Source organism: Paraniabella hibiscisoli (assembly GCF_022512515.1).
Classification (GTDB): domain Bacteria; phylum Bacteroidota; class Bacteroidia; order Chitinophagales; family Chitinophagaceae; genus Niabella; species Niabella hibiscisoli.
The window spans coordinates 4,333,552-4,358,252 of sequence record NZ_JAKWBK010000001.1 but is presented as its reverse complement, the minus strand read 5'-3'; the positions used below and the strand labels follow the sequence as shown (position 1 = coordinate 4,358,252).

The window sequence follows — 24,701 nt, the reverse complement described above, 5'->3', positions numbered from 1 at the left end:
ATGCCTGGAACAACGCAATTGAAGTAAACGGCACTTAAATTAAAGCAGCAATTTAAGGTACCATACGTTGAATAATGCTCCTGGGTTTTCCATCAACCATCAAAGTAAGCCGAAGAGATCCGTTTTCATAGTCGTTCCCTGATTCTTCTTTTAAAGTTACCACCGGCGGCTTTTGACCACTGAAAGGATACAATACCGTAATAAATGTTTGTGGTGTGGTTGCTAGCTTATCTTTTTCAAAAACAAATGCCGGACGCGCCAACTCCTGTCGATAGGAATAAGACACTTTACCTTCTTCTTCTTTTAATGAAACAGGACCGGCGTTCAGGTTTTGGATCAATAAATTATTTCCATCTCCAAACGTAGTATAAACTCTTTTCTGCTGTTTATCAAAAACAGGATTACTCTTTTCCTTCAGCTGAAAGTGAACTCCAACAGCGCCCTTTGCCTCACCAACAGCACGGTCAATAATGACAAAATATTTCTGATCCACAAATAATACGGTTCGTTGATGATCGAGCTGGTTGTAGCTTGATTAATATAGGTCAAAACATCCTGATCTTTTGTAGTTTTCCATTGTTGTAACGCAGCTTTGGTAATGACCATGTTCTCATTATTCAGTGTTAAGGTAGTATGCACACGGCTTTGACGATACCAGTCTCGTAGCTTCATGATGGCTGAATCACCCGCATATACATAACATCCTGCGTCAGGTGTAAAGTTGCGTCCCTTCACCCATAGCTCAAAAGTTCCGTTATCGGGTTGGGCATGAAATGCTCCCGGGGACTGGCTTTTAGTACCATTACCGTAGCATCCGTGTTCCACCCATTCCGAAATGTATAAAAACCGGAAGTGGTCAAACCATGTGAAAGGTAAGCTGGAGCCCTACCCTTTTTGCCATCTGTGGCATAAAACTGAATAACTTCATTTCCCGGAAAAGTCCTGGCCCAACTTACATAAGATTTCAACATCGAGGATTTATCCACCAGCTTGGCATCGCTGAAGACAGGATAGGTATAATCAGGGAAAGAAAAGTTGATCGTAGCCAGGATCATTTTTTCTACTGTTGCTTTATAGCTGGCTGGGAACAACTGCTCCATACCCGCCTTTTGCGCAGAACGAAGTGCACTTAAAAACGTATTGATCATGGCCACATGATAATTAGGAGACAGTTCCCACTGCACCCCATCGGGATATACCTGCTTCTTTATTTCGTCGTTAAGAATAGCAACGCCTCCCGCTCTCCAGTTTGCTGAGTTCTTGAATTCCGGGAAAGATACGCCGGCGAATAAAACGCGCTGCGCTTCAAAAAGGCGATGGTTACCCCTGTCGGCATAATTATGCGATAGGTAGTTTGCCTGTTGCTGATAATTCCCAGAAACTCCATGAGGAAAGCCGGCGTGAAATGAGGCGAATGAACAAAAATATTGAAGGAAGGTGCGAGATTCAGTATCCTATCTGATACTTCTAATGGGCGCCAGGCATATTTATCGTTGTCCTTTGACAGTCCCAGCGGATTCTTTCGGCCCCAGTCGCTAAACTGTAACATCCACTCCTTTGCATAACGCTCATCCCCGTGGCCCGGTACACCAGCGCCATCGATTGCCACCATTTCACCCGGTGTAATTGCCAGCGTACTTCATTGTCTTTTACCGGCCAGTGTTGCCAGTTAATATCCTTACCGTAATTAAAAAAACCATAACCCTTGTGAGGCTGAAACCGGTGTTGCAACGCACTGTCAGCGGCAGCCCGGGCAGTTTTAGCAACAGGCTGATTTAATTCTATTTCTTCTTCAGCAGCGCTGAAATCAGGTTCTTTGCTCCTGATCCTATAATAGGCAAGCAAAGTAGTGGCTGCAGCCTGGTAATTTTTAGCCAGCACCTGGGCTTTTACCTTCTCAAGCCCGGGATAACTAAGGTTAATTGTATTAAAACTTTCTTTAACAACAGGCTGCTGGGCATAGGACAAAGTACCCATAATCAGCATCATAGATAGTTGGATACACCTGGTTTGTTTCATTATACTTTTATTGTGGAACCGCCAAAGCTAATGCCGTGGCGGATTTCGATTTCTAATTTAATGCTATAATTCTTATATCATCATGATAAACAATACCTGTTATATTGTCGGGAACGCCATACACGCCCCATTTGGCATATCCAAATTTTCCACCTCCATTCACAGTAGTATCGCCGGTGTAAGTTCTTATATTTTCAATTGAAGAACTTTGTGTGTAGCCGGATTGCCCGGGAAGTTTATTATAGGTTTTTATATATCCCGTGCTATCCAGGGTCCATTTTACATCTACCCTGAAATGCATCCACTGGTTTGCATAATTCATATAGTTGGATACAAGTGTGGCGGTAGATTGATCGGCTCTCCTTAGTTGTATGGCGTTCCTCTGAAGGCGTATCATTATCGGTACATATGCACTACTGCTGCTAACCCGACATTGGAATATATTTGAACGGGTAGCACTTTCTGCACTGGTCCAGGCCGGCCAATCCTTTAAGAGAACACTAAATTCGTAACGCCGCTCCTGCCCCGGAGTGAAATGCGTATAGGTTAGAGATCGCGCAGTGGTTTCACTTCTCCAGTTACCATCAGAGTAGTAGGCAGAATCTCCATACACCACTTTGTGCGCTATGGCATAATTACCTGTGGCGCCGGGGCTTACCATATAAGCAGCATCCGGCGCGGTGGCATCACTACCCGGAAGTCCCGGGATGCCGGAGTCAGTGGTTCCACTTTCGTAAGTTACATTTAAAATAGTATCGCCTGCCGTAACCGACCTTGCACTTGTTTTAAGGCTTGCCTGTCCCTTAAGCGTATTGCTTTTTGTACAGGATGATACTCCTGTAAGCAGCATGGCAACTGCCGCAACCGGAATGGAAAGTAATCGTTTATTCATGTTGATTGTTTTAAACTAACCTTCAATAAATTAAAATACCTGCACTATGCGGTAAGCGCTTATTGCAATGGCAGTGCAATTTTCTTCAGCGCAGCATATTTTTTCAGCGCCTCCAGGTAATAATAATCGGCATAATTCAATGGCGTATCGATTTCTGAGTTATAGAGGAACGCCCCTACACTATGCTTCAGGAGAAAATAATGATTATCCCCGGGCGCAGCCAGAAAATCAGGAGATGATAGTGCTTTTAATATATCTTCTGCATAATCAGCATATTTTTTACCGTCTTTTACTTTAGTGCTCAGGTCTAACAAACCACAGGCAATAACGGCAGCAGCCGAAGCATCACGGGGGCACGTCCGTCGGCATCCAGTGCATTGTGTGCATCAAAGTCCCAAACCGGGATCTTATTTTTTGGCATCCTTGGGTGCGTCATAATAAAGCGGGCAATATGCTGCGCCTGTTGTAAAAACCGCGCATCGCCGCTATTATTATAACACATAATATAACCGTAAAGGCCCCATGCCTGTCCCCTCGCCCAGGCTGATTCATCTGCAAGTCCCTGGTGCGTTTCTTTACCCCGCACTTTACCTGTAACGGGGTCATAGTCTACTACGTGATAAGAACTGTAGTCTTTTCTGAAATGATGCTTCATCGTGGTAAGCGCATGCGTGTTGGCAACCTGACTATAAACCGGCTTTTTGAATTGCGTGCCTGCCCAGTACAGGTATTCCAGGTTCATCATATTATCTATGATCACAGGAAACTTCCAGTCTCCGAAATCCCAGGAGCGGATCACGCCTGTTTTGGGGTTAAACCGTTGGTAAAGATGTTGGGCACCATCTTCCAAAACCGGTAAATAAGCTTTATCCGCCGTAATGCGCCAGGCATTTCCATAAGAACAATAGAGCATAAAGCCCAAATCGTGGGTTTTGGTGACATAGCGGATAGAGTCGAGGGCCAGAGTGAACTTTCGGGCTGATGTAGCCAGGTCTTTATTACCGGTTAATTCATACCCATACCAAAGGGATCCTGGAAAAAACCTGTGGTCCAATCCGTATAAGGAGCGGTGCGCACCGTTCCATTTGCATTAACGGAGCGGGGATTTAAGCCGGGTGTGAAGGTTGCCGCGGCTCCTTTCAACTGCTGTTCAATAACTGAAACCGAATGCCGGAACCAGTCTTTTCCGGGTACCGGTTGCGCATGAAGTTGGTTAGCGGCAAAAAAAACAAGGCCTGAAACAATGGCACAAAATCGTCTTTTCATGAGTTTATCTTTTCTTAAATGTGTACTGTAAAAATAGATTTAGCCACAGCCAAACGCCTTCAATATTGATTTTAAAATTTTAGAACTGGATGAAATTTAGAAAAAGAAATTCAAAAAGGGGCAAAACTAATTACAGTGTATCGAAATCAATTGACTGAAAATAAAATTGACAATCAACTACATAGAACAAACTCAACGATGATAATCCGTAAATAATCTGAAAAATAACCCAAATCGAAAAAAGAAAACCCCATTTTTAAAGCCTCCCGTAAAACGGCATTCTATATTTATGAAGTATAAAACAGCCGTTTGTGCTGTTGGATTTTGTAAAAAGATAAGGAGCCCCTGCAAAAACTTATCTTGCGACATTTTGTCGGGCTTAAATTGTAAATAGGAGCCAATAAGCCCCAAAAAGCCAACCAGACAATAACTGAAAAGTGCTGTTTAAGAGAAGTGACACTAACGTTAAAATGTATATTATGCCATTTGTTACAACGGTCAATAGCCAGACTGACTGCAATTTTCCAAACGGGGAACTGCAGACCACTACCCTTTATGAATTGCCCCTGACAACAATCATTTCACCTGTTTTAAAATTTAAGCATCTAATGAGGTCTACGTTTATTCTTTTACTGGTATTAATGGGAGTTTCCACTACAGTGGCCGCTCAGACCATTAAGATCACCGGTACCATCGCCAATCCCGCCGGAGACCCGCTGGCAGGAGTTACCATTAATGAAAAAGGTACTAACAAAACAGTATTTACACAGCCGAATGGTCAGTACTCCATCCAGGCAGCCCCTAGTGGAACACTGACAATTTCGTATGTTGGCTACGAGACTAAAGAAATTGATATTGGTAACCGCCAGCAGATCGATATCAGCCTGGCAGCACAGGAGAAGAGCCTGGAACAGGTAGTGGTTGTAGGTTATGGTACGCAAAAAAGAAAGGATCTTACCGGGGCTGTTAGTTCCGTTAGCGGAACCGAATTGGCTAAAGTTCCCGTACAAAACGTGGGACAGGCATTACAGGGACGTTTGGCTGGTGTTCAGGTAACCATGGCTGACGGTTCGCCTGGTGCAGAACCCTCTATTAAAATCAGGGGCGGAACCTCCATCACCCAAAGTAACCAACCATTATATGTGGTAGATGGTGTACCCCAGACAGATGGTCTGGCTTTCCTGGACCCTATGGATATTGAGTCTGTAGATGTGCTAAAGGACGCTTCAGCAACTGCAATCTATGGAGCGAGAGGGGCAAACGGTGTAGTACTGATCACCACCAAACAAATTAAAGCTGGCAAAGTGACGGTGAATTATGACGGATATGTTGGCGCTAAAAAAATAACCAGCGAAATACCGGTGATGGGCGCTTATGACTACCTGGTGCTGGATTATGAACGCAGAGCCGGAGACTCTGCCAGAGTTGCCGGCTTTACTAATCTCTACGGACCTTTCGATTCCCTGAAAACTATTTACGGCGGAAGGCCGGGTAAAAACTGGCAGGATGAAGTTTTTGGAAACACCGTTTACAACCAGTATCATAAAATAAGTATCAACGGAGGTAGCAAGGATACGCGCTTTAATGTATTCTACGCACGCAATAACGATGAGGGGATTATGTTGAATAGCGGGTCAACCAAAAATATAGGCAAAATTACCCTGACCCACAAAATAGGCGACAAGTTTACGATCAATGCCATTGCTAATTACTCCAACCAAAAAATAACAGGCCTTCCTCCTACTGAAGGCGGAAACGCACGGTTAACTTACCTGCAAACCCTACTGCAATACCGCCCCGTAAGTGGCAGAAATCCTGCAGACGATGAAGCACTTCTTGAGCTGGAGACTGACCCGTTGGATAATCAAAGTTCACCGGCATTTCAAAGCCCAATCATTGGTGCCCGTTCCCGCTTAAGAGAGCGTGTGATTAATACCCTGAATGCAAGTGCCAATATCCAATACAAGTTATCTAAAAGCCTTACCTATCGTGGATTAATCAGTTACACATCAAAAGGTAATAAATTTAAACAATTCAATACATCGGAATCTATTGTAGCTATTCGTAGCGGCGGCCCTTTCGGAAGCATTGATGAACAAAACGACAGCCGTTTAAATTATAATAACACACTTACCTATGCGCGTAATTTTGCAGGAGCGCACAACCTCGATGTAACAGCGGGCCAGGAATATATTTATAACTATTTTGAACGTTTTGGCACCAGCGCTTCAGCATTTCCTACGGTGAATAATGGCTGGGATGACCTTTCACTGGGAACCATTTTCGGCACACCTAACTCTCGCGCCGAAGACGACAAATTGCTGTCCTTTTTTGGCCGCGTCAATTATGGTTACAAGAGCAAATACCTTTTAACAGCCAGCCTGCGGGCTGACGGTTCTTCCAAATTCGGGATCAACAACCGCTGGGGCATCTTCCCTTCGGTAGCCGTTGCCTGGAGAGTGATCAATGAAGACTTTATTAAGGCGATGCCTGCATTTTCGGATCTGAAGCTGAGGGTAAGCTATGGACAAGCCGGGAATAACCGCATCAGCAACTATGCTGCGCTGGGTATTTATACCACGGGGTCTTACCCGCTGAATAACACCATTACCACTTCTGCCTACCAGAATAACCTGCCTAATCCTAATTTAAAATGGGAAGCCAACCAGGCGGTGAATATTGGTTTAGACCTGGGTTTATTTGACCAACGGATTACGCTTACTACCGAATATTATGATAACCGTTCAAAAGATTTGCTTTTCGATACCCGTATTCCTTCCAGCTCCGGCTTTATTACCCAGTTTCAGAATATAGGAACTACCCTGTCGCGCGGGCTTGAGTTTACACTGAATACCGTAAATATTAAAAGCAACGATTTTAACTGGAATACCAGCTTCAATATCGCATTTCCCAAAACAAAAGTGTTGGAGTTGAGTGACGGGGAAACTTCAAAAATTGTAAACAGCTACACCACCTTTAATGATTATATCCTGCAGGTGGGGCAACCTGTCGGAATTATGTATGGATACATAGCAGATGGCTTATACCAGGTGAATGATTTCGATTTTAATGCTGCAAACAATACCTATACATTGAAAGCCGGTATAGTAAAAGATAACCGTACCGTACAACCCGGCTACCAGAAGTTTAAAGATATCAGTGGACCCGATGGTGTACCTGATGGAGTGATCAACGACCTGGACCGTACAGCCATCGGCAATGCCAATCCTAAATATACGGGTGGTTTTACCAATACATTGAGCTACAAAAACCTTGACCTGAGCGTATTTTTAAACTTCGCCGTTGGTAACGACATCTATAATGCGAATGTGCTTAATAATGCGGCACTCAGTAATGATCTAAAAAACACTTTATCTCGTTTTTCCGAGCGCTGGATGACCATTGATGCTGACGGAAAACGTGTTACAGATCCTGTTTCACTGGCGTCACTCAACCAGGGTAAAACAATCCCTTCTTATATAGGTATGGTTTCGGACAGGCCCTACAACACGATGATTGAAGACGGATCTTTCCTGCGTGTAAATAATGTAAGCCTGGGTTACACACTGCCTAAAACCCTGATCAAAAGAACGAGAATCAATAATGCCCGGGTTTATTTTACGGCCTATAATCTGCATGTTTTTACCAAGTATACAGGTTATGATCCTGAGGTAAGCGTTATTAACAACGCCATTACTCCCGGTGTTGATTTCAGCGCCTATCCACGGGCCAGGTCATTTGTACTGGGTTTAAACCTATCCCTGTAACCATTAAAGTAATTACAACAATGAAACATAGAAATATAATCAGACAGGCAACTACTATTGCAGCACTTTGTGGCCTTATCATAACGGGTGGTTGCAAAAAGTACTGGAAACAAAACCTTACTCCTACTTTACCAGCGATAATTTTTATTCTAACATAGACGAAGCCAATATGGCTACCCTGGGTATTTATGGAGCGGTATCTACCTGGAGCGGATATGGATGGAATATCCCGATGGTTTTTGATAACGACAGTGACATCGGACAAACTTCAGGTATTGCTGCCGATAACTGGCGGATCATACCACACTATACCGGGATTCCCGAAACCGATATGTTTTATGGCAGCTGGAGCGCCCTGTACCAGGGTATCGACAGAGCTAATGTGGTATTGGAACAAATTCCAAAGATGCAAACTTATACCAGCGGGACAGAAACAGAGAAGGCTCAATTAAACCGTATGCTTGGAGAGGCTAAATTTCTACGTGGCTTTTACTATTCTGAACTGGTTCGCTTGTGGGGTGATGTACCTTTTAAAACAACCGCATCCAAAGCAGGTGCTGATTTAAAACCGGGGCTGACTGACCGGTCTGTCATCTATACACAGATTATTAAAGATATGCAGGAAGCGGCCGACCTGCTCCCCGTAGCACCCCCACCAACGAGCGTGTCAACAGGTGGGCTGTAAAAGCCATGCTGGCGCGTGTTGCTTTATTTGCCGGAGGTTTTTCTTTGCAACCGAACGGGCAAATGCAGCGGCCCAACAATTACAAGGAATATTATACATTGGCACAGCAGCAGATCAATGACATTATGGCTGCCAATCCGTATAAATTGAACACAAGTTATCCGCAGGTATTTATCAATCAATCTAAGCATGTATTGGAGCCTACAGAGAGTATCTTCGAAATCGCTTTTTATACACCAACCGGCCCGGCCGGTGAAGCACCCAATGCGTCTCGTTACGGGTACTTTAATGCACCAGCTACAGCAACAGGTGTATATGGTGGCACTTCTGCCAGGTGCCTGGCAGTACGTCCTTTTATGAAAGTTTTCAGAACGGGGACTTCAGAAAAGATTTTGCTATAGCAAGATTCAGGATTGACGCCGCAGGAAACCGGGTATACATTGTTACAGGAACCGGCGATCAAAACTGGACTGTTGGTAAATGGAACCGTGAGTACCAAACCAATTCGCCTACAGAAATAGGCAGTACCAATATCAATACCGTAATCATGCGTTACGCTGACCTGTTACTAATGCAGGCAGAAGTAGAGAACGAGCTGAACGATGGACCTAACCAGGTAGCCCTGAACGCGATCAACCAGGTACGCAGAAGAGCTTACGGACTGGATATGCCGGGTAATGCAATTATTCTTTCCATTACTAATGGCGGATCTGGTTATACATCAGCACCCACTTTAACCATTACCGGCGGTGGCGGTAATTACGCAAATGCAATTGTATCCGGTCGTAGCAGTGGCCGTATCACAGAAGTAACGCTCTACAATACAGGTTTCGGTTACACTTCAGCTCCAACAGTTACCATCACAGGTGGCGGCGGGACCGGTGCGGTAATTACAGCAGCGCTGGCAGCAAAGCCCGATGCCGCAAGTATCAATATTCCTTCGGGCTTAAATAAGAAAGCCTTCCTGGATACGTTGATCAGCGAACGGGCCAAAGAGCTTTGTTTTGAAGGCATGCGCCGGGCAGATTTAATACGCTGGAACCTGTTAGGTACCAAAATACAAGAAACCTATCAAAAGGTGCAGGCGATCAGGGCTACCTACCCCTATCCAGCAGGAGCGAATTTCGTACCGGGCAAGCATGAGTTATATCCTTTCCCGCAAAATGAAACTGACGTTAATAAAAATATCGGTCGTCAAAACCCGGGGTATTAACAGCAGATACTGTTCACATATTTAAACTTATTTGGAATGAATGAAATAGCCAATAGTAGTAAGAACCTTCGATGGATGATCGTTGCTATCGCTTTACTGACCGTTGCCGGGTGTAATGCTCCTGCCGAAAAGGAAACCGCTAAGCGTCCGAATATATTGATCATTATGTCCGACAACCAATCGGCGATCCATGTAGGTGTTTATGGGGACTCAACTGTACGCACACCACAAATGGATAGTATAGCGGGCGAAGGTGTACGCTTCACTAATGCTTTTTGCAACTCACCTTCCTGTACGCCTTCCAGGGCCGGTTATTTGACGGGGCAGGACATCTGGAGACTAAAAGAAGGTGCTAATCTCTGGAGTATCTTACCTACCGAATATCCTTTATATACCGATTTACTGGAGGCTTCCGGCTACGAAGTAGGCTTCCAGGGAAAAGGCTGGGGACCCGGCAGCTTTGAAGCTAATGGACGTAAGCATAATCCTGCCGGTAACCCCTACAAGAGTTTTGAAGAATTTCTACAACTGAAAAAGAAAGATGCCCCCTGGACCTACTGGATCAGCAGCCTGCACCCTCACCGTCCCTACGAAGTAGAGCAGTGGCGAAAAAGCAGGTATTGACCTTTCAAAGATTAAAGTGCCGCGGTATTTACCGGATAATGACTCGGTGCGCAAGGACATTGCTGATTACTATTACGCTATAGAAATGTTCGACAAAGAACTGGGCGACGCCCTCAGGCTTCTGAGGCAAAGCGGAGAGCTGGAAAACACCATCGTGGTAGTATGCAGTGATAACGGCTGGCAAATGCCCCGCGGCCTGGCCAACCTCTATGATTTTGGAACCCATGTTCCCCTGATCATTTCCTGGCCAGGCAAGTTTAGCAAAGGTACTGTAGCTAATGAACTGGTTACCTTGAATGACCTGGCACCTACCTTTCTCGAACTTGCCGGTGTAGCTATACCATCGGCAGTTACCGCTAAAAGCCTGTTGCCTGTTTTAGATAAAAATAATAGGGATACGGTTGCCAAAAGAGAATTTGTAGTCTTAGGTCGTGAAAGGCATGCTTTCGTACGTCAGCATGGTATGGGCTATCCGGGTCGTGCTATACGTACCTCGCAATACCTATATATTCGCAACTACGAACCCAACCGTTGGGCTGCCGGCGACCCTCCCTATATGGAGATATTGATCCCTATATGCTCAACTATCCGGGTCCGGCCAAGTTTTACCTGATCGCCAACAAAGATAACCCGGCGGTTAAACCGCTGTTCGAGCTGGGCATGGGCAAACGCCCCGCAGAAGAGTTATTCGATATTCTTCGTGATCCGGATGAGATGCATAATCTTGCCGCTGATCCGGCGTATAAAAATGTAAAAGAAAAGCTTGCAGCACAAATGCAGGAGTATCTGGTACAAACCAAAGATCCACGTTCAACAGGCGGCGATGCAAGCATTTGGGATAAGGCGCCTTACTTTAGTGATATTGACAAACGGGCGCATCCCAATTCAGATGCGATCCGCCAGTTCAAGCTGGATTCAGTATACGATTACTTAAAATAATTGCAGTCAACGCCAACTTTAAGATTACAGGTTTAGGCTTAAAAATTTATCGGTGAACCAACCATTAGCAATAGGAATAGATGTAGGAGGCTCTGCACTGAAATGCGGCCTGGTAGCAGAAGATGGAAGCCTGCTCCGGTCTTTCTCAGAACCATTGGATAAAAATGCGGGTGAAGCAGGCATTATCGAACAAATAGTATCCTGTATTAAGCAGGCCGAATCAACTGCCAATAGCTGCAGCGGCGTTATTTGCGGCGTTGGAATTGGCTTTCCGGGCATTGTAGAAAACAACACAGTAATTGGCGGAGCTGATAACCTGCCGGGGTTTGAAGATCTGCCTCTCGGGGCATTGCTGGAAACAAAAACAGGTTATAACATCTTCCTGGATAATGATGCCAATATGATGGGCATGGGCGAGTGGATCTATGGCGCTGCAAAAGGATGCAGCGATATAGTATTCCTGACCGTTGGCACTGGTATAGGCGGAGCACTGGTGATCAATAACCAGTTATACGGTGGCTATAAAAATCGCGGCACTGAGCTTGGGCATATCATCATCCGGCACGAAGGTATACCCTGCTCCTGTGGCTCGCGCGGCTGCTTTGAGGCTTATGCTTCCGTAACAGCTTTAATAGACCGCTACCGGTTGCTGAAAGAGGGCGCCCCCAAATCAGCAGACGGAAAATATATTATGGAACGTTATTGGCAACAGGACGCTATAGCAATAAACGCGATGAACTATCACCTGGATCATATGGCAGCGGGCATTGCCGGATACATTAATATTTTTAGTCCCGAAAAGGTAGTGATTGGTGGCGGTATCAGCGAAGCCGGTGACTTTTATATCCTTGAGTTACGCGAAAGAGTAAAAAAACTCGCTATGCCGGCTACCAGCGGGCAAACAACTTTGATTGCGGCTGCATTAGGTAATAAAGCAGGAGTTCAAGGTTGCGCCGCAAAAGTGTTCCGGTCCCACGCAGTACATCCTATAATCAACCTTCTATAATCCTTCAATGATTCAGCATGCAACAAACTAATCGTTTTTTAGTGGGTGTGATTTTACTGATATGGTTCGTTATATCTTTTGTAACGAATATACTTGGGCCACTTATGCCCGTTATTATAGAAACCTACCGGCTTAGCTTAACTATGGCGGCCTTTCTCCCATTTTCCTTTTTCCTGGCTTACGGGATCATGTCGGTTCCGGCAGGCATCATGATCGAAAGGCTGGGAGAAAAAAATCAATGTTGATTGCTTTTACCCTTAATCTTATTGGCGCGCTACTCTTTGCCTTTATCCCTCAATACGGTATGGCACTGGCCTCATTATTTATAATTGGTATAGGTATGGCCATGCTGCAGGTTATCATTAACCCGTTGATGCGTGTTGCCGGTGGTGAAGAAAACTTTGCGTTCTTTTCAGTAATGGGACAGCTGGTTTTTGGACTGGCATCTTTTATAAGCCCGTTTATCTTTACCTATCTCATGCGGGAACTAACTGAGCAGCCAGTTACACATTCAATAGCAGGCCTGTTGGGAGAACTGGTACAAAACGGGTTACACTGGACGGCCCTGTATTGGATATTCAGCCTGATATTTCTTATTATGCTTGTATTGCTGGCAATAATAAGGATACCTAAGGTAGAATTAAAGGAAGATGAAAAGTCCGGCGCAGCCTCTGCATACCGGGAACTCCTGCAAAAAGGGATGTTTGGTTGTTCTTCCTGGGCATTGTAGCTTATGTGGGCACCGAACAATCACTGGCCAACTGGATGTCGGAATTTTTAAAGCAGTACCACCAGGTAGATCCGGCCAGCGACGGTGCTAATGCGGTTGCCTGGTTCTGGGGATTGATGACCATGGGTTGTTTATTAGGTTTAGCGGTATTAAAGCTCTGGGATTCCAGGCAGGTACTAAAAGTGGCCTGCATCTTATCTGCAATAATATTGAGCATCGCTTTGCTGGGCAACAGGCAATTATCCTTATGGGCCTTTCCCGCAGCTGGTTTTACTATTTCAGTAATGTTCTCCATCGTTTTTTCACTGGCACTCAATTCCGTCAGCAAGCATCATGGCTCTTTCTCGGGCATATTATGTTCAGGTATCTTTGGAGGCGCATTAGTACCTTTTATTGTAGGCGCATTAGAGACCTCATAGGCCTGCGCTATGCGCTGTTATTTCTTTACATAACACTGGGATACCTGTTTTTTATAGCGGTGTACGCAAAACCCCTGGTTAATAATAAAACGTTGAGCGTAAAAGAGCTTTTCGCTAAAAAGTAACCTGCAATACGAAGTGTACAATTGAAAACGTAATTAACAAAGATCTGAAGCTTACTAAACAAAGAAACACCGGCTTCTATAGTCAGGCCGGTATCAAAAATTACTAATGAAAAAAATAATCTTAGCCATTGCGCCGGTATTATTGACATTGCACACTACGGCTCAGAAAACCGCATCGACCCCGGTAGCAACCAGGGTAAATGTACAGGCAGATACCGCCAGGAAAATTGACATAGTAGATAACGCCTGGGTAGCGGTAGGCATCAACAAGCCTTATTCTATACAAAAAGATGCCGCCGTTTCCTTTAACGGGAAACCCTCTTACCGGTTTGAGTTAAAAGGAGGACAACTCACTGGAAGGCTATGAAGAAGGCAGTACCAAGGGTCGTGCAGAACTCTGTTATTGCTATGCTACAACAGATGACTATAAAGGACTACCCTCCAATACATATACAACAGACCAGATACTAAAAATGGTTTACGACAGGGGTAAGGGACAGTGCGGGCAAGGTTCGAAGTGGACCTATACTTTTTCAGTATACATTCCTGCAGGTTTGCCTGCCGATGTCAACACCATCTTTGCCCAATGGCATGGAATGCCTTCCCGCACGCTTGTACAGGACCCCTCAGGCAGGGTTTTGCTATTGACACCAGAACAATTTGTAGGTTTGAGCGATAGTATGGTGTTTGCAAAAGACCAGGGACATGAAAAAATAAAAGCAGTAAACAGTAACGGCAAAGAGTATTTCAAAGCAGGCAAAAAAATGGCTGGAAGATCGAGCAGGGAGGATACCCCGCTGGCATTCGGATTTTCCAATAACATGTTTTATATAAAGGCTAATTCGGATAGCAAATGGATGACCGATAAAACCGACCGAACACTGGCAAACCCAGCGAAAGATGCTATTATGGTGCCGGTGAGCTCTGCATATAAAACCTCAACCATAGCCTACAAAAGTTCATTTAATTCTTTTCCCAAAGATACCTGGGTTACATTTACAGTAGCGATCGACTGGTCGGTATATGAGGGATCCAGTAACAAAATGAAACAGCCCGGCAAGCTGGATGTTGTGATGCAGTACCATAACGGTAAAAAGAAAGTAAGCAATCGTATTGTCAATGATCAAACGATCGCCATTGGGAGAAACGACGATAGCGGTTATTATTTTAAGTTTGGTATTTACCGGGTTGGGAGCAGCACGGTGCCTGTCGTTTATAATCTCGCGGGATACCGGCAGGAACAACGATAAAGGAAAAAAAATAAAAAGATGAAGCAGTTAAAATTATGGGATTTCGCTAAGCGGGCTTTGCAACCTGGTTTGCTACTATTATTACTAGCCGGTGTCGTGCATGCGCAACGCCCGAATATTGTATTGATCCTTTCAGATGATCATGCTTTTCAAACCATCAGTGCCTATGGCAACCGGCAAATACAAACACCGGGTATCGACCGGTTAGCAAAGGAAGGAGCTTTATTTAATAAAGCTTATGTAACGAATTCCATTTGTGGCCCCAGCAGGGCCAGTATTCTTACCGGCACTTACAGCCATATCAATGGTTTTAAAGACAACGTAAGTTTCAATTTTAATTTTAGCCAGGAAAGCTTTGCCAAAGTTTTACAGAAATCGGGTTATCAAACTGCCTGGATAGGTAAAATGCACCTGGGTGACAGTATCCCGCAAGGGCTGGACTACTATAGCATTCTTCCGGGACAAGGGCAATATTATAATCCTGATTTTATACAAACCGGCAATACCACCCGGCGCTACCAGGGTTATGTTACAGATATTATTACTGAAGAAGCAGAGAACTGGCTGGAGCGCCGCGATCCTTCCAAACCTTTCTGCCTCGTTATAGGGCATAAAGCTACTCACCGTACCTGGATGCCTGCCCTGGAAGACCTCGGCAGGTATGACAATATCAACTTTGACTTACCAGAGAATTTCTTTGACAACTATGCAACACGAGAAGCTGCTGCAGCACAGGATATGACCATTGCTAAAACGATGCGCATGGCACACGATTTGAAAATATATGAAACGGGGGACTCTCTGGCAATTGAAAATAGTGTAAAGCGGATGACTGCAGACCAAAAAAAACAGTGGTTTGCTTACTACAATAAAATAAAAGCGGATCTGCATGCTAAGGCACCCCAGGGAAATGCATTGACTGAATGGAAATTTCAACGCTATATGAAAGATTACCTGTCAACAGCAGCTTCGCTGGATCGCAATATCGGCAAAACCCTGGACTACCTGGATCAAAACGGTCTCTCTAAAAATACACTCGTTATTTATATGTCTGACCAGGGATTTTACATGGGCGAACATGGCTGGTTTGACAAACGCTTTATGTACGAAGAATCTTTCAGAACACCGATGCTAATGCGCTATCCCGGTGTGATCAAACCCGGCAGCGTGATCAACGACTATGTGATGAATATTGACCTGGCTCCTACTTTTATTGACCTGGCTGATGGCGCGGTTCCAGACCGGATGCAGGGCATTTCTTTTTTACCATTACTGCAAAATAAAAAATACGCAGGGCGCAATACTCTGTATTATCATTATTATGAAAACGGGGAACATGCCGTATCACCGCATTTTGGTATTAAAACCCACCGGTATAAACTTATCCGGTTTTATAACAAAATAGAAAGCTGGGAATTATTCGACCTTGAAAAAGACCCCAGGGAAATGAAAAATATTTATTCCGATCCTAAGATGAAGGTACTTGCAACATCTTTAAAGAAAGAGTTGGCAAAACAAATCAAGCATTATGGAGATAAAGAAGCAGCAGCTATTTTCGGAACCGGGAAATAATAAACTTTTAAAAGCGGTATGAGACAGATACAAGTGTTTGATAATAAAATGGAAGGCTCCAGGGCCATTGCACGGTATATCGCCAATTTGGTAAAACGCAGACAGGAAGAGAATAAACCCGTTGTATTGGGTTTGGCTACCGGTAGTACGCCCATTGGAGTATATGAGGAGCTGGTAAGAATACATAAAACTGAAGGCCTTAGCTTCAAGCATGTGGTGACTTTTAACCTGGATGAGTATTATCCCATGCGGCCATCCAGCCACCAGAGTTATGCATGGTTTATGCACCATCATCTTTTTAGCCATATTGATATATCTGCCCAAAATATTCATATACCCGATGGTGCCCTGGCCAGAAACCATATACCGGCTTTTTGCCGGGGATACGAAGCCCAGATAAAAAATGCGGGCGGCATCGACCTACAACTATTGGGCATTGGTCGCACAGGGCATATTGGCTTTAATGAACCACCTGTTAGTGCCGACACCATTACAAGGCTTGTGTCTTTGCACAACATTACGATTGAGGATGCAGCCGCAGACTTTGGCAGCATATCATTTACTCCTACAGAAGCTATTACTGTAGGCATATCCACTATTATGCAGGCAAGGGAAATTATTATTGCAGGCTGGGGACAAAATAAAGCAGCTATTATTAAAAAGGCTATAGAAGCTAATGTTGATGAGCATATACCCGCATCCTACCTGCAAACACGGCCTTCGGTAAGATGGGTACTGGACAAGGAAGCAGCAGCCGAACTTTCAGAAGTACCCATGCAGTCCGAAGCATAAAAGTTGGAAGTAATTACTAAACCACGCAATAATATATGCAGATAAAGACAAAAGTGCACCTGTTAATAATGTTGGCATTATTTGCAACAACCGGTATTGTAGCACAAAAAACACGATAGCAGAAAAAATTGTTACGGGGCGGTATGGTTTTGAAACTGATGCAGATACCGAAAGCTGGCAGGCCCGAAACAGCACACTTCATATTTCATCGGAGCACTACAAAGAGGGACAACACTCTCTTTGCTGGAACTGGAAAAAGGATGCCTCACTGGAAATTACCGGTCTCAGGGGACTGAAAGAAGCAGGCATGCCTTACCCCGGAGGTATCCCTGAAATGTATGAGCCGTCGTTTTATGCCCGGGACAGATTTGGCGGCATTAAGATCTGGCTGTACCAGAAGAAGCCTACATCCGGTCAGCTGGTTTTTCAGGCAGGAAGCAGCCTTGCAACAGCAAAGCATGCTCCCAAATATCGATTTTCTGTCAACCTCGATTTTACCGGCTGGCGAACAGTATGGGTTTGCTTTGAGGAAGACGCCCGGGTACCGGGGTATAAAGGAAGTGATGACTTGCAGGCGTTGGTCATACTCCCGAAAAATGTAACTCAGGACGAAGGAAAGCTCTTCATTGATCACCTCACCTTGCTCAACTTCGTCTCGAATAAAAGAAGTTCCGACCTTCAATTCGAAAATAAAAAACGGAATCTACGGTCTGCTGACGGCTATGAAATACTAAAACCCTTTAAAGCATATAACAGTGCTGTTTTTAATAGTCCGGTAAATATAACTGATCTGGCGGCCGAAAGCCGCAGGATCACCGAACGTTTAGAGTTTTTAATACTGGGAGATCAGAGCTCAGATTGGAAGCAACGAAATACAGGGATAGAAAATTTGATGCAGGGCAAATTAAAAGCAGCAAGAAACACCTACGACCAATTAAAGATAAAGAGCGTAAATGGCACTGTCAACGGCGTTCCTTTATTTGCCATCCGCGACGAGCACCCGGCTGCAGCGGGTCAGGTATTTGATAACGTTGCACAAACGCTTTTGTTTCCATTGGCTGTAGATTACCGGATCAACAAAAGCACTTCTTCAAAAGAGCAGCTACTGGCTGCATTGGATTACTTTCTCGACCAGGGATGGGCATCCGGAAGCGCCATCGGAACCGTTGATCATGTGATACGATTAACGCCTATTGCCACGGCTATTTTCCTGATGCGGGATGAATTAAAAGCACAAAACAAACTAAAGCCACAATTAGATATGCTGATCTGGCATACACGCATGGGCAGCTTGTTAGAGCTGGATGCCACGCGCGGTGAAAACTCTGATAAAGTGCGCGGTGGCGCGATGGTGAAGCTGATTACGATTTTACTGATGGAAGATGGAGCCCGCAAACAACAGTTGCTGGAGCAGTTTCAACAGTACATGGATTATGTAGCATCTTTTTCACCGGGCTACAGCGACACCTTTAAGCCTGATTATTCTATTTATCATCACAGAGGCACTTACCTCAATGCGTATGGTACCAACGCTTTAAATACAATGGCGCTGATCCACTGGTTGCTGGAAGGCACACAATATGCCATGAGTACTGTATCTACCCATAACCTGACAGCAGCATTAAAACAACAGGCTGCGATAGCTTACGGGGTACAAATACATTATGGCGTAAGCGGCCGCTTTCCTTTAAGCAACAGTTCTATAGATGGTCACAGTATGCCTGCCTTTGCGTATATGAGTATGGCCGGGGATAGCATCCGCGACCCGGAGCTGGCGTCACTCTACAACTACATTTACACCATTGCCAAACCTGAAGAGATCAATAAAATGCTGCTGCCGCGCTCACTTATTCCGGCACTTATGGTACGCTGAGCTTGATGGTACGCCTGCATCGTAAAATGGACAATATACAACACAAGCCTTCAGATGGTGTAACTGTAATGCCTTACTCCGGCCTGCTCGCTTATCGCCGTGGCAAAGCATTTGCTACGGTAAAGGGTTACAATAAGTATGTGTGGGACTATGAGGGCGGTAAGGGAGAAAACAATATGGGGCGTTACCTGAGCCACGGTATGCTGGTTACGGCACAAGGTGATGAGAAAGATGGTTTTGATGGTATGGGGCTGGCATTAAATGAAGGGTTTGACTGGTCCATGCTTCCTGGTGCCACTACCAAAAAGCTACCGGCAGATAAAGTGCTGTATTACCCGCAGGCAGATGAAAAATACGTGGAAGGCAAACACCGCAACTTTTCAGAAAGTGTGGTTGCAAGTGGTTTAAAACAAGAAACCAATGGTCTTTTCGCGTTGGATCTGAGAGATGATGTTTTTCCAGATACAGACCGGTCTCTTTTTGACAACAGTTTCCGGGCCCGGAAATCCTGGTTTTTTATAGACGATGAGATCATTTGCCTGGGCTCAGGTATCCGCAACAGCGACAGCCGGTACAATACCGTAACAACACTTTTTCAATACCAGGCCAACGAAAAACGACCTAATTATTTTAATGGTAAGGTTATCACTTCACCAACCCTACAAAAAGCAGATGGGGGTTACTTTACAGATCAAAACGGACTTCAATATATTATCCCTAAAGGACAGGCCATCCGTTGGGTACAGGCTGAACAACAATCTTACCAATGGAAGAGTGCGGCTATAGCCCGGTGGAAGGCGCTTACCTGAAAGCCTGGCTGGATCATGGTACCAGTCCCGCCGGAGTTGGTTATGAGTATATCATCCTGTTACACAACCAGCAACCCAACCGCTATCTTCAATCCAAAACTTATAAAATATTGCAGAAGGACCATATAGCGCATAGTATCCATCACATTTCTACCGGCATCACGGCTTATGCCGTGTTTGAACCCAATACCGTATTAAAAGGTGGACTGTTGATTAAAAGCGATGCGCCTGTATTGACCCAATTTAAAGAGACCAATACCCATCTTCTGTTAACGGTTGCCGGTCCTGATATAGGACAAGCCCGCTGGAATCATAATATGTCGCATATGCCTGACAGTATTACCAATGCCTGGGCCAAGGGAAAGGTAATTACATTAACAGTAAAGGGGAATGGCATGCTACCCAACAGATACCATCGCTGGTTTCTTCGATGGTAAAAAATGGCCATACGATCCTTTCCATCTTCTGTAAAGATGGAGCAAGTATTGATCTGCCATTGCAGCATCGCGGAGAAAGCACAGAGGGAGAAGATTAATTTAAAGGTAACAGGTTCAAAGTTTAAAGCAGTTGCAGTTTTTACCTTAAACCTTTAACTATTGAGTATTTAAATATCATTATATGCATAGATGGTTGTTATTAGCCCTGACGGTTCTTTGCAACGTGATGGCCCGGGGCCAGCAGAACAGTCGCCCCAATATCCTGATCATTATGACCGATCAGCAAACCGCCGATGCTATGAGCCATGCGGGAAACAAAGACCTGCATACTCCGGCGATGGACCGGCTGGCGGCAAATGGTGTGCGCTTTACAAGGGCTTATTGTGCTCAACCCCTATGCACTCCCTCCCGTAGTTCTATATTCAGTGGCAAAATGCCTTTTGAAACAGGCTTTATTGGTAATGCCCCTGAAAAAGATGGCCAGTGGCCGGATAGCCTGCTGATGATGGGAAAGATCTTTAAGGAAGGAGGCTATCAAACAGGCTATGTGGGCAAATGGCATTTGCCGGTACCGGCGGAAAAGATCAGCCAGCATGGTTTTGATTTTATACAAAATACTAAGTTCCAGGATTACAATGATGCAGCTACACCCTCCTACTGCGCCCGGTTTATTAAGGAGCATAAGGATCAACCTTTTTACTGGTAGCTTCTTTTTTAAACCCGCATGATATTTGTGAATGGGCCCGTGGAGACGCGTTAAAAATGGATGTATTGGCCGCAGCTCCTCCTCCCCATCAATGCCCGCAGCTACCCGCTAACTGGGCTATCCCGGCCAATGAGCCAAAAATTGTACGTGATCAGCAGGCCTCTAATGTACGTACTTACCCTTCGGTAAACTGGACGGGTGATCAATGGAGACAATATCGCTGGGCTTATAACCGCCTGGTGGAAAAAGTAGATCAATATATTGAAATGGTACTGTCCTCACTTTCAAAATATGGCATCGAAAAAATACGATCATTCTTTTCACCGCAGACCATGGTGATGGTTATGCAGCCCACTCCTGGAATCAGAAACAGGTACTATATGAAGAGTCTGCCCGTGTTCCGTTTATCCTATCTAAGCTGAACAGCTGGCAATCGAAAACTGATGAATCCCTGGTATGTAATGGCACGGATATCATTCCCACCATTTGCGGATTCGCGGGCATAAAGGCACCTGCTTATCTGAAAGGTGCAGACATCAGTAAAAGATTAAATAACCCAGCCGCGATATTGCGGGACACTCTTGTAATAGAAACAGATTTTGCCGATAACGATGTATTGCTGGGCATCAGCGGGCGTGCAGTGATCACTAAGAACCTTAAATATATTGTATATAGCAAAGGACAAATACGGGAACAGTTATTTGACCTGCAAAAAGATCCGGGCGAAATGGATAACCTGGCTGTAAAGCCAAAATATAAAAAGCAACTACAACAAATGCGTCAATACCTTGGTACATGGTGCAGGAAGAATGGCGATTCGTTTGAGAAGTTATTATGATCTGTATGTACCTGTTATTTCCTGCCTTATCAAGCCCGCTCATTGGAGCTCAAGAGCATGGGCGTAGCAAAAACACGGCTGGCGCATCCTAAAAGACAAGCTTCGTTTCCCATCCCGGCACGTACAATCATGGAATTAGTAAATGCATCAGGCATTACCCGTTTCGCCACACGGCTGCTGATTTCTTTCTCATAGAAACCGGTACCGTCCGAAAGTCCCCCGCCAATGATCATTTTTTGAGGACTGAAAATATGGATCAGGCTGGTAATGCCAATGGCCATATACTCAAAATGCCTTTCCATTACTTCTACTGCTGCAGCTTCGCCTGTCAAATATTTGGCAGCGATCAGCTCCCTGTTTACTTCAGGACTGTCAATACCTTTCAACCTTGAGTAGTCCTGCATCAGCGCCTTAATAGAAGCATAAGCTTCAAAACAGCCCCGGCCGCCACAGGAACAGGAAGGCCCGTCAAAGTTGATGATAATATGACCGAATTCTGTCCCCTTATTCCGGTAACCGCCATACAATTTGTTATTGATGATAGCACTCCCTCCGATACCTGTTCCTAAACTGAGAAAAACGGCATCTGAGCAGTTTTTACCTGCACCAAACTGCATCTCTCCCCAGGCCATCATATTAGCATCATTGTCTACTATAACATTTAAGCCGGTTGATGCTGCAATTACAGCCCCCAGATTTACATGATGAAAACCGGGCAGATTATCTGCACCGCCAAGAATTACATTATTTTCAACAATACCCGGAAACCCGATGCCCACGCCCAGGATTTTGCCATCGGCAGCACCGGCACATTTTCGAATCGCCACATTTATTAACGCAATTATTTCTCCTTCGGTTAACACATCTTTTGAGGGCATTTTAAACGAATAAGCTATCTCACCCTTTAAGCTAATAAGGCCGCATCTTAAATAAGTACTACCTACGTCAATGGCAATGGCATACATTCCTGTCGGTTTTTATGTAATAAATATTGAGGAAAACAATTATTTCCTCTACCTCAAAGTAACATCATGCGGCAAGAAGCGAACTTTAAAGATGGTTTTATTTATTTAGATATGGTTGATTTTTATTCGTTCAGGACTGGGTATGCTTGCCAGATATGTATTCAGTGGGCAAAACACCATAGTATTGCTTAAATGATGTTGAAAAGTAAGATAGGGAACTGAACCCTGACATGTAAGCAACCTCTGTAACAGAATGCGCTTTAGTTTCCAGTAGCTCTGCCGCCTTTTTAAATTTGATACGCTTGATAAAATCGGTAGTAGATTCACCGGTTATAGCTTTTAGCTTTAGATAGAGACTGGATCGGCTCATACCAATATTCCGGCTAAACTTCTGCACAGAAAACTCAGGATCGCTCAAACTCTCTTCTACAATGGTGATTGCTTTACGTAAAAATTCTTCATCCAGGGTATTGAGGGCTATATTTTCCGGAACAATTTCTGTTGCCGAGGAATAATACTCTTTTAAACGCCTCCTCGACCGTAGAATGTTCTGTACCTTGGCATCCAATACCGGAAGGGAAAACGGCTTGGTAACATAATCGTCAGCACCTGCTTCCAGACCCTTTACCTGGTGGGCAGGTTCACTTTTAGCCGTCAGCAATATAACGGGTATATGACAGGTGATAATATTTTTTTGATCTTTTTACAAAACTGTATCCCATCAGTGCCCGGCATCATTACATCACAAATGATAATATCCGCGCCTGCTCTTCTACCCGTTGAAAGGCTTCCTGCCCGTCATACGCCCGGGTTACGCTGAATTGATTCTCAAAATATCCCGCCAGGTAATCTACAATCTGAACATTGTCGTCCACTATCAACAAGTGTTGCAAATTAGTTGCAGCTATTGCCGCGCCTCATACTCGTCTGTATCATCCGTATCCGTAACAGGAGCAGCATAATTATCCACCAACAAACTATAGTAGTGGCTGTTGTTCATTTCCTCACTCCCATGCTCACCGTGGGTTACAGGTAGCCGGACAGTAAAGACGGTTCCCTTATCAGGCTCACTTTCAAGAGCTATTGTACCGCGGTGTAACTCTGCCAGGCTTTTTGCAAATGCCAGGCCTACACCCGAGCCCCAATTGGAGTCGGAATAATTCACCTGGTAGAATCGCTCAAAGACCCGTTCATGGTCAGCAGATGCAATACCCAGGCCGGTATCGCTTACCGTTAGCAGCATCTGGTCATTTTGCTGTTCGAAACCTAATACCACCGTATCACCGGGACGGGTATACTTAAAGGCATTTGATAAAAGATTATTGCATATTTTTTCAATGGCATCCCTATCAAAATAACAGGTAAAATCGGGCCGGTTAGCTTTGAAAGTGTATTTAATATTTTTTGCCTCGACAGTTCCAGGAAGGATGCATAAATATCCCGCATAAACCCAACAATATCGCCTTCGGCCAATTCGAGCTTCTTCAAACCGTGTTCAGTTTTCCTGAAATCCATCGACTGATCTACGAGTTGATACAATCGTTGGGCATTGTTGAGCATACGCTCGTGATACTTCCTGACTTTTTCTCCGGAACCGAACTATGGAGCATTTCCTCCAGTGGCGCCACAATAAGGGTTAGCGGTGTTTTAAATTCGTGCGAGATATTCGTGAAAAATCCATTTTCATCTGGTTCAGGTGCTCTGACCTTTCCCTGTCATTCCGCTCCTTTCTCAAAGCGGCTTTTGCTTTAACGCGCTCCCTGATAACGCGATA

30 protein-coding genes and 2 pseudogenes are annotated in these 24,701 nt (G+C 44.7%); 20 read left to right on the top strand and 12 right to left on the bottom strand.

Features of this window, described 5'->3' with window-relative positions; genetic code table 11:
- Nucleotides 1-52: 52 nt before the first annotated feature.
- From MKP07_RS39745 to MKP07_RS26715, 7 genes and pseudogenes are all read right to left on the bottom strand, one after another.
- Nucleotides 53-493, bottom strand: a complete 441-nt coding sequence (locus MKP07_RS39745; protein WP_317235901.1) for a heparinase II/III domain-containing protein — start codon at nucleotides 491-493, stop codon at nucleotides 53-55.
- Entirely contained in the window at nucleotides 415-735 is a 321-nt protein-coding gene (locus MKP07_RS39740; protein ID WP_317235900.1) for a heparinase II/III domain-containing protein, read from the bottom strand. Before MKP07_RS39740 ends, MKP07_RS39745 begins: the two co-directional genes overlap by 79 nt.
- Nucleotides 732-1,977: pseudogene (locus tag MKP07_RS26735) on the bottom strand (heparinase II/III family protein). Before MKP07_RS26735 ends, MKP07_RS39740 begins: the two are co-directional and overlap by 4 nt.
- A gap of 94 nt (nucleotides 1,978-2,071) precedes the next feature.
- Entirely contained in the window at nucleotides 2,072-2,911 is an 840-nt protein-coding gene (locus tag MKP07_RS26730; RefSeq protein ID WP_240850301.1) for a heparin lyase I family protein, read from the bottom strand.
- A gap of 59 nt (nucleotides 2,912-2,970) precedes the next feature.
- Entirely contained in the window at nucleotides 2,971-3,225 is a 255-nt protein-coding gene (locus tag MKP07_RS26725; RefSeq protein ID WP_240850300.1) for a hypothetical protein, read from the bottom strand.
- Nucleotides 3,219-3,965: a glycoside hydrolase family 88 protein gene (locus tag MKP07_RS26720; protein WP_240850299.1), complete on the bottom strand. Its 747-nt coding sequence runs from the start codon at nucleotides 3,963-3,965 to the stop codon at nucleotides 3,219-3,221. Before MKP07_RS26720 ends, MKP07_RS26725 begins: the two co-directional genes overlap by 7 nt.
- Nucleotides 3,917-4,177: a hypothetical protein gene (locus MKP07_RS26715; protein ID WP_240850298.1), complete on the bottom strand. Its 261-nt coding sequence runs from the start codon at nucleotides 4,175-4,177 to the stop codon at nucleotides 3,917-3,919. The genes MKP07_RS26720 and MKP07_RS26715 overlap by 49 nt, the downstream gene beginning before the upstream one ends.
- Before the next feature lie 479 nt (nucleotides 4,178-4,656).
- Here MKP07_RS26715 and MKP07_RS26710 point away from each other — a divergent pair, with 479 nt between their 5' ends.
- The 20 genes and pseudogenes from MKP07_RS26710 (at nucleotide 4,657) to MKP07_RS41430 (ending at nucleotide 21,962) form a co-directional block, all read left to right on the top strand.
- Nucleotides 4,657-7,944 carry a SusC/RagA family TonB-linked outer membrane protein gene (locus MKP07_RS26710; protein WP_240850297.1) on the top strand — a complete coding sequence of 1,096 codons (3,288 nt, stop codon included), beginning with the start codon at nucleotides 4,657-4,659 and terminating at the stop codon, nucleotides 7,942-7,944.
- Between the two features lie 91 nt (nucleotides 7,945-8,035).
- Nucleotides 8,036-8,629 carry a RagB/SusD family nutrient uptake outer membrane protein gene (locus MKP07_RS26705; RefSeq protein WP_240850296.1) on the top strand — a complete coding sequence of 198 codons (594 nt, stop codon included), beginning with the start codon at nucleotides 8,036-8,038 and terminating at the stop codon, nucleotides 8,627-8,629.
- A 5-nt stretch (nucleotides 8,630-8,634) separates the two neighbouring features.
- Nucleotides 8,635-9,030, top strand: a complete 396-nt coding sequence (locus tag MKP07_RS26700) for a hypothetical protein (RefSeq protein WP_240850295.1) — start codon at nucleotides 8,635-8,637, stop codon at nucleotides 9,028-9,030.
- The gene (locus MKP07_RS26695; protein WP_240850294.1) at nucleotides 8,964-9,842 is read left to right on the top strand and encodes a RagB/SusD family nutrient uptake outer membrane protein; all 879 of its coding nucleotides are present in this window, start codon (nucleotides 8,964-8,966) and stop codon (nucleotides 9,840-9,842) included. Before MKP07_RS26700 ends, MKP07_RS26695 begins: the two co-directional genes overlap by 67 nt.
- 36 nt (nucleotides 9,843-9,878) lie before the next feature.
- Nucleotides 9,879-10,466 (top strand): sulfatase-like hydrolase/transferase, encoded by a 588-nt coding sequence (locus MKP07_RS26690; protein ID WP_240850293.1) that lies wholly within the window; start codon nucleotides 9,879-9,881, stop codon nucleotides 10,464-10,466.
- Between the two features lie 16 nt (nucleotides 10,467-10,482).
- Complete coding sequence (locus MKP07_RS26685; RefSeq protein WP_240850292.1) at nucleotides 10,483-11,079, top strand: sulfatase-like hydrolase/transferase; 597 nt, start codon at nucleotides 10,483-10,485, stop codon at nucleotides 11,077-11,079.
- On the top strand, nucleotides 11,043-11,405 hold the full coding sequence (locus MKP07_RS26680) for a hypothetical protein (protein ID WP_240850291.1): 363 nt from the start codon (nucleotides 11,043-11,045) through the stop codon (nucleotides 11,403-11,405). Before MKP07_RS26685 ends, MKP07_RS26680 begins: the two co-directional genes overlap by 37 nt.
- Nucleotides 11,406-11,457: 52 nt before the next feature.
- The gene (locus tag MKP07_RS26675) at nucleotides 11,458-12,411 is read left to right on the top strand and encodes an ROK family protein (protein WP_240850290.1); all 954 of its coding nucleotides are present in this window, start codon (nucleotides 11,458-11,460) and stop codon (nucleotides 12,409-12,411) included.
- Nucleotides 12,412-12,428: 17 nt separating this feature from the next.
- A pseudogene (locus MKP07_RS26665) lies at nucleotides 12,429-13,141 on the top strand (MFS transporter).
- Nucleotides 13,120-13,560, top strand: a complete 441-nt coding sequence (locus MKP07_RS26660) for an MFS transporter (protein WP_240850287.1) — start codon at nucleotides 13,120-13,122, stop codon at nucleotides 13,558-13,560. Before MKP07_RS26665 ends, MKP07_RS26660 begins: the two are co-directional and overlap by 22 nt.
- 231 nt (nucleotides 13,561-13,791) lie before the next feature.
- A complete protein-coding gene (locus MKP07_RS26655) occupies nucleotides 13,792-14,052 on the top strand; it encodes a hypothetical protein (protein WP_240850286.1) in 261 nt (86 codons plus the stop codon).
- Between the two features lie 106 nt (nucleotides 14,053-14,158).
- Nucleotides 14,159-14,935 (top strand): heparin lyase I family protein, encoded by a 777-nt coding sequence (locus MKP07_RS26650; protein WP_394803605.1) that lies wholly within the window; start codon nucleotides 14,159-14,161, stop codon nucleotides 14,933-14,935.
- An 18-nt stretch (nucleotides 14,936-14,953) separates the two neighbouring features.
- Entirely contained in the window at nucleotides 14,954-16,507 is a 1,554-nt protein-coding gene (locus MKP07_RS26645) for a sulfatase family protein (protein WP_240850285.1), read from the top strand.
- An 18-nt stretch (nucleotides 16,508-16,525) separates the two neighbouring features.
- Nucleotides 16,526-17,299, top strand: coding sequence for a glucosamine-6-phosphate deaminase (gene nagB, locus MKP07_RS26640; protein WP_240850284.1), 774 nt, complete (start codon nucleotides 16,526-16,528; stop codon nucleotides 17,297-17,299).
- A gap of 28 nt (nucleotides 17,300-17,327) precedes the next feature.
- A complete protein-coding gene (locus tag MKP07_RS26635; RefSeq protein WP_317236113.1) occupies nucleotides 17,328-19,172 on the top strand; it encodes a chondroitinase family polysaccharide lyase in 1,845 nt (614 codons plus the stop codon).
- 5 nt (nucleotides 19,173-19,177) lie between these two features.
- Nucleotides 19,178-19,981 (top strand): polysaccharide lyase family 8 super-sandwich domain-containing protein, encoded by an 804-nt coding sequence (locus MKP07_RS26630; protein ID WP_240850283.1) that lies wholly within the window; start codon nucleotides 19,178-19,180, stop codon nucleotides 19,979-19,981.
- Complete coding sequence (locus MKP07_RS26625; RefSeq protein ID WP_240850282.1) at nucleotides 19,939-20,418, top strand: polysaccharide lyase beta-sandwich domain-containing protein; 480 nt, start codon at nucleotides 19,939-19,941, stop codon at nucleotides 20,416-20,418. The genes MKP07_RS26630 and MKP07_RS26625 overlap by 43 nt, the downstream gene beginning before the upstream one ends.
- Before the next feature lie 181 nt (nucleotides 20,419-20,599).
- Nucleotides 20,600-21,124: a sulfatase family protein gene (locus tag MKP07_RS26620; RefSeq protein WP_240850281.1), complete on the top strand. Its 525-nt coding sequence runs from the start codon at nucleotides 20,600-20,602 to the stop codon at nucleotides 21,122-21,124.
- A 56-nt stretch (nucleotides 21,125-21,180) separates the two neighbouring features.
- Complete coding sequence (locus MKP07_RS41435; RefSeq protein ID WP_240850280.1) at nucleotides 21,181-21,546, top strand: hypothetical protein; 366 nt, start codon at nucleotides 21,181-21,183, stop codon at nucleotides 21,544-21,546.
- Entirely contained in the window at nucleotides 21,435-21,962 is a 528-nt protein-coding gene (locus tag MKP07_RS41430; RefSeq protein WP_317236112.1) for a sulfatase family protein, read from the top strand. The genes MKP07_RS41435 and MKP07_RS41430 overlap by 112 nt, the downstream gene beginning before the upstream one ends.
- 29 nt (nucleotides 21,963-21,991) lie before the next feature.
- On the opposite strand, the gene MKP07_RS26605 is transcribed toward MKP07_RS41430, so the two are convergent.
- The 5 genes from MKP07_RS26605 to MKP07_RS26585 all read right to left on the bottom strand — a co-directional run bounded on the left by MKP07_RS26605 (nucleotide 21,992) and on the right by MKP07_RS26585 (nucleotide 24,487).
- Nucleotides 21,992-22,927 (bottom strand): ROK family protein, encoded by a 936-nt coding sequence (locus MKP07_RS26605; RefSeq protein ID WP_240850279.1) that lies wholly within the window; start codon nucleotides 22,925-22,927, stop codon nucleotides 21,992-21,994.
- Nucleotides 22,928-23,057: 130 nt separating this feature from the next.
- Nucleotides 23,058-23,591, bottom strand: coding sequence for a response regulator transcription factor (locus MKP07_RS26600; RefSeq protein ID WP_394803704.1), 534 nt, complete (start codon nucleotides 23,589-23,591; stop codon nucleotides 23,058-23,060).
- A 73-nt stretch (nucleotides 23,592-23,664) separates the two neighbouring features.
- Nucleotides 23,665-23,802, bottom strand: coding sequence for a response regulator (locus MKP07_RS26595; RefSeq protein WP_240850277.1), 138 nt, complete (start codon nucleotides 23,800-23,802; stop codon nucleotides 23,665-23,667).
- 29 nt (nucleotides 23,803-23,831) lie between these two features.
- Nucleotides 23,832-24,257 (bottom strand): sensor histidine kinase, encoded by a 426-nt coding sequence (locus tag MKP07_RS26590; RefSeq protein ID WP_240851086.1) that lies wholly within the window; start codon nucleotides 24,255-24,257, stop codon nucleotides 23,832-23,834.
- Nucleotides 24,194-24,487, bottom strand: a complete 294-nt coding sequence (locus MKP07_RS26585) for a hypothetical protein (protein WP_240850276.1) — start codon at nucleotides 24,485-24,487, stop codon at nucleotides 24,194-24,196. Before MKP07_RS26585 ends, MKP07_RS26590 begins: the two co-directional genes overlap by 64 nt.
- Between the last annotated feature and the right edge of the window lie 214 nt (nucleotides 24,488-24,701).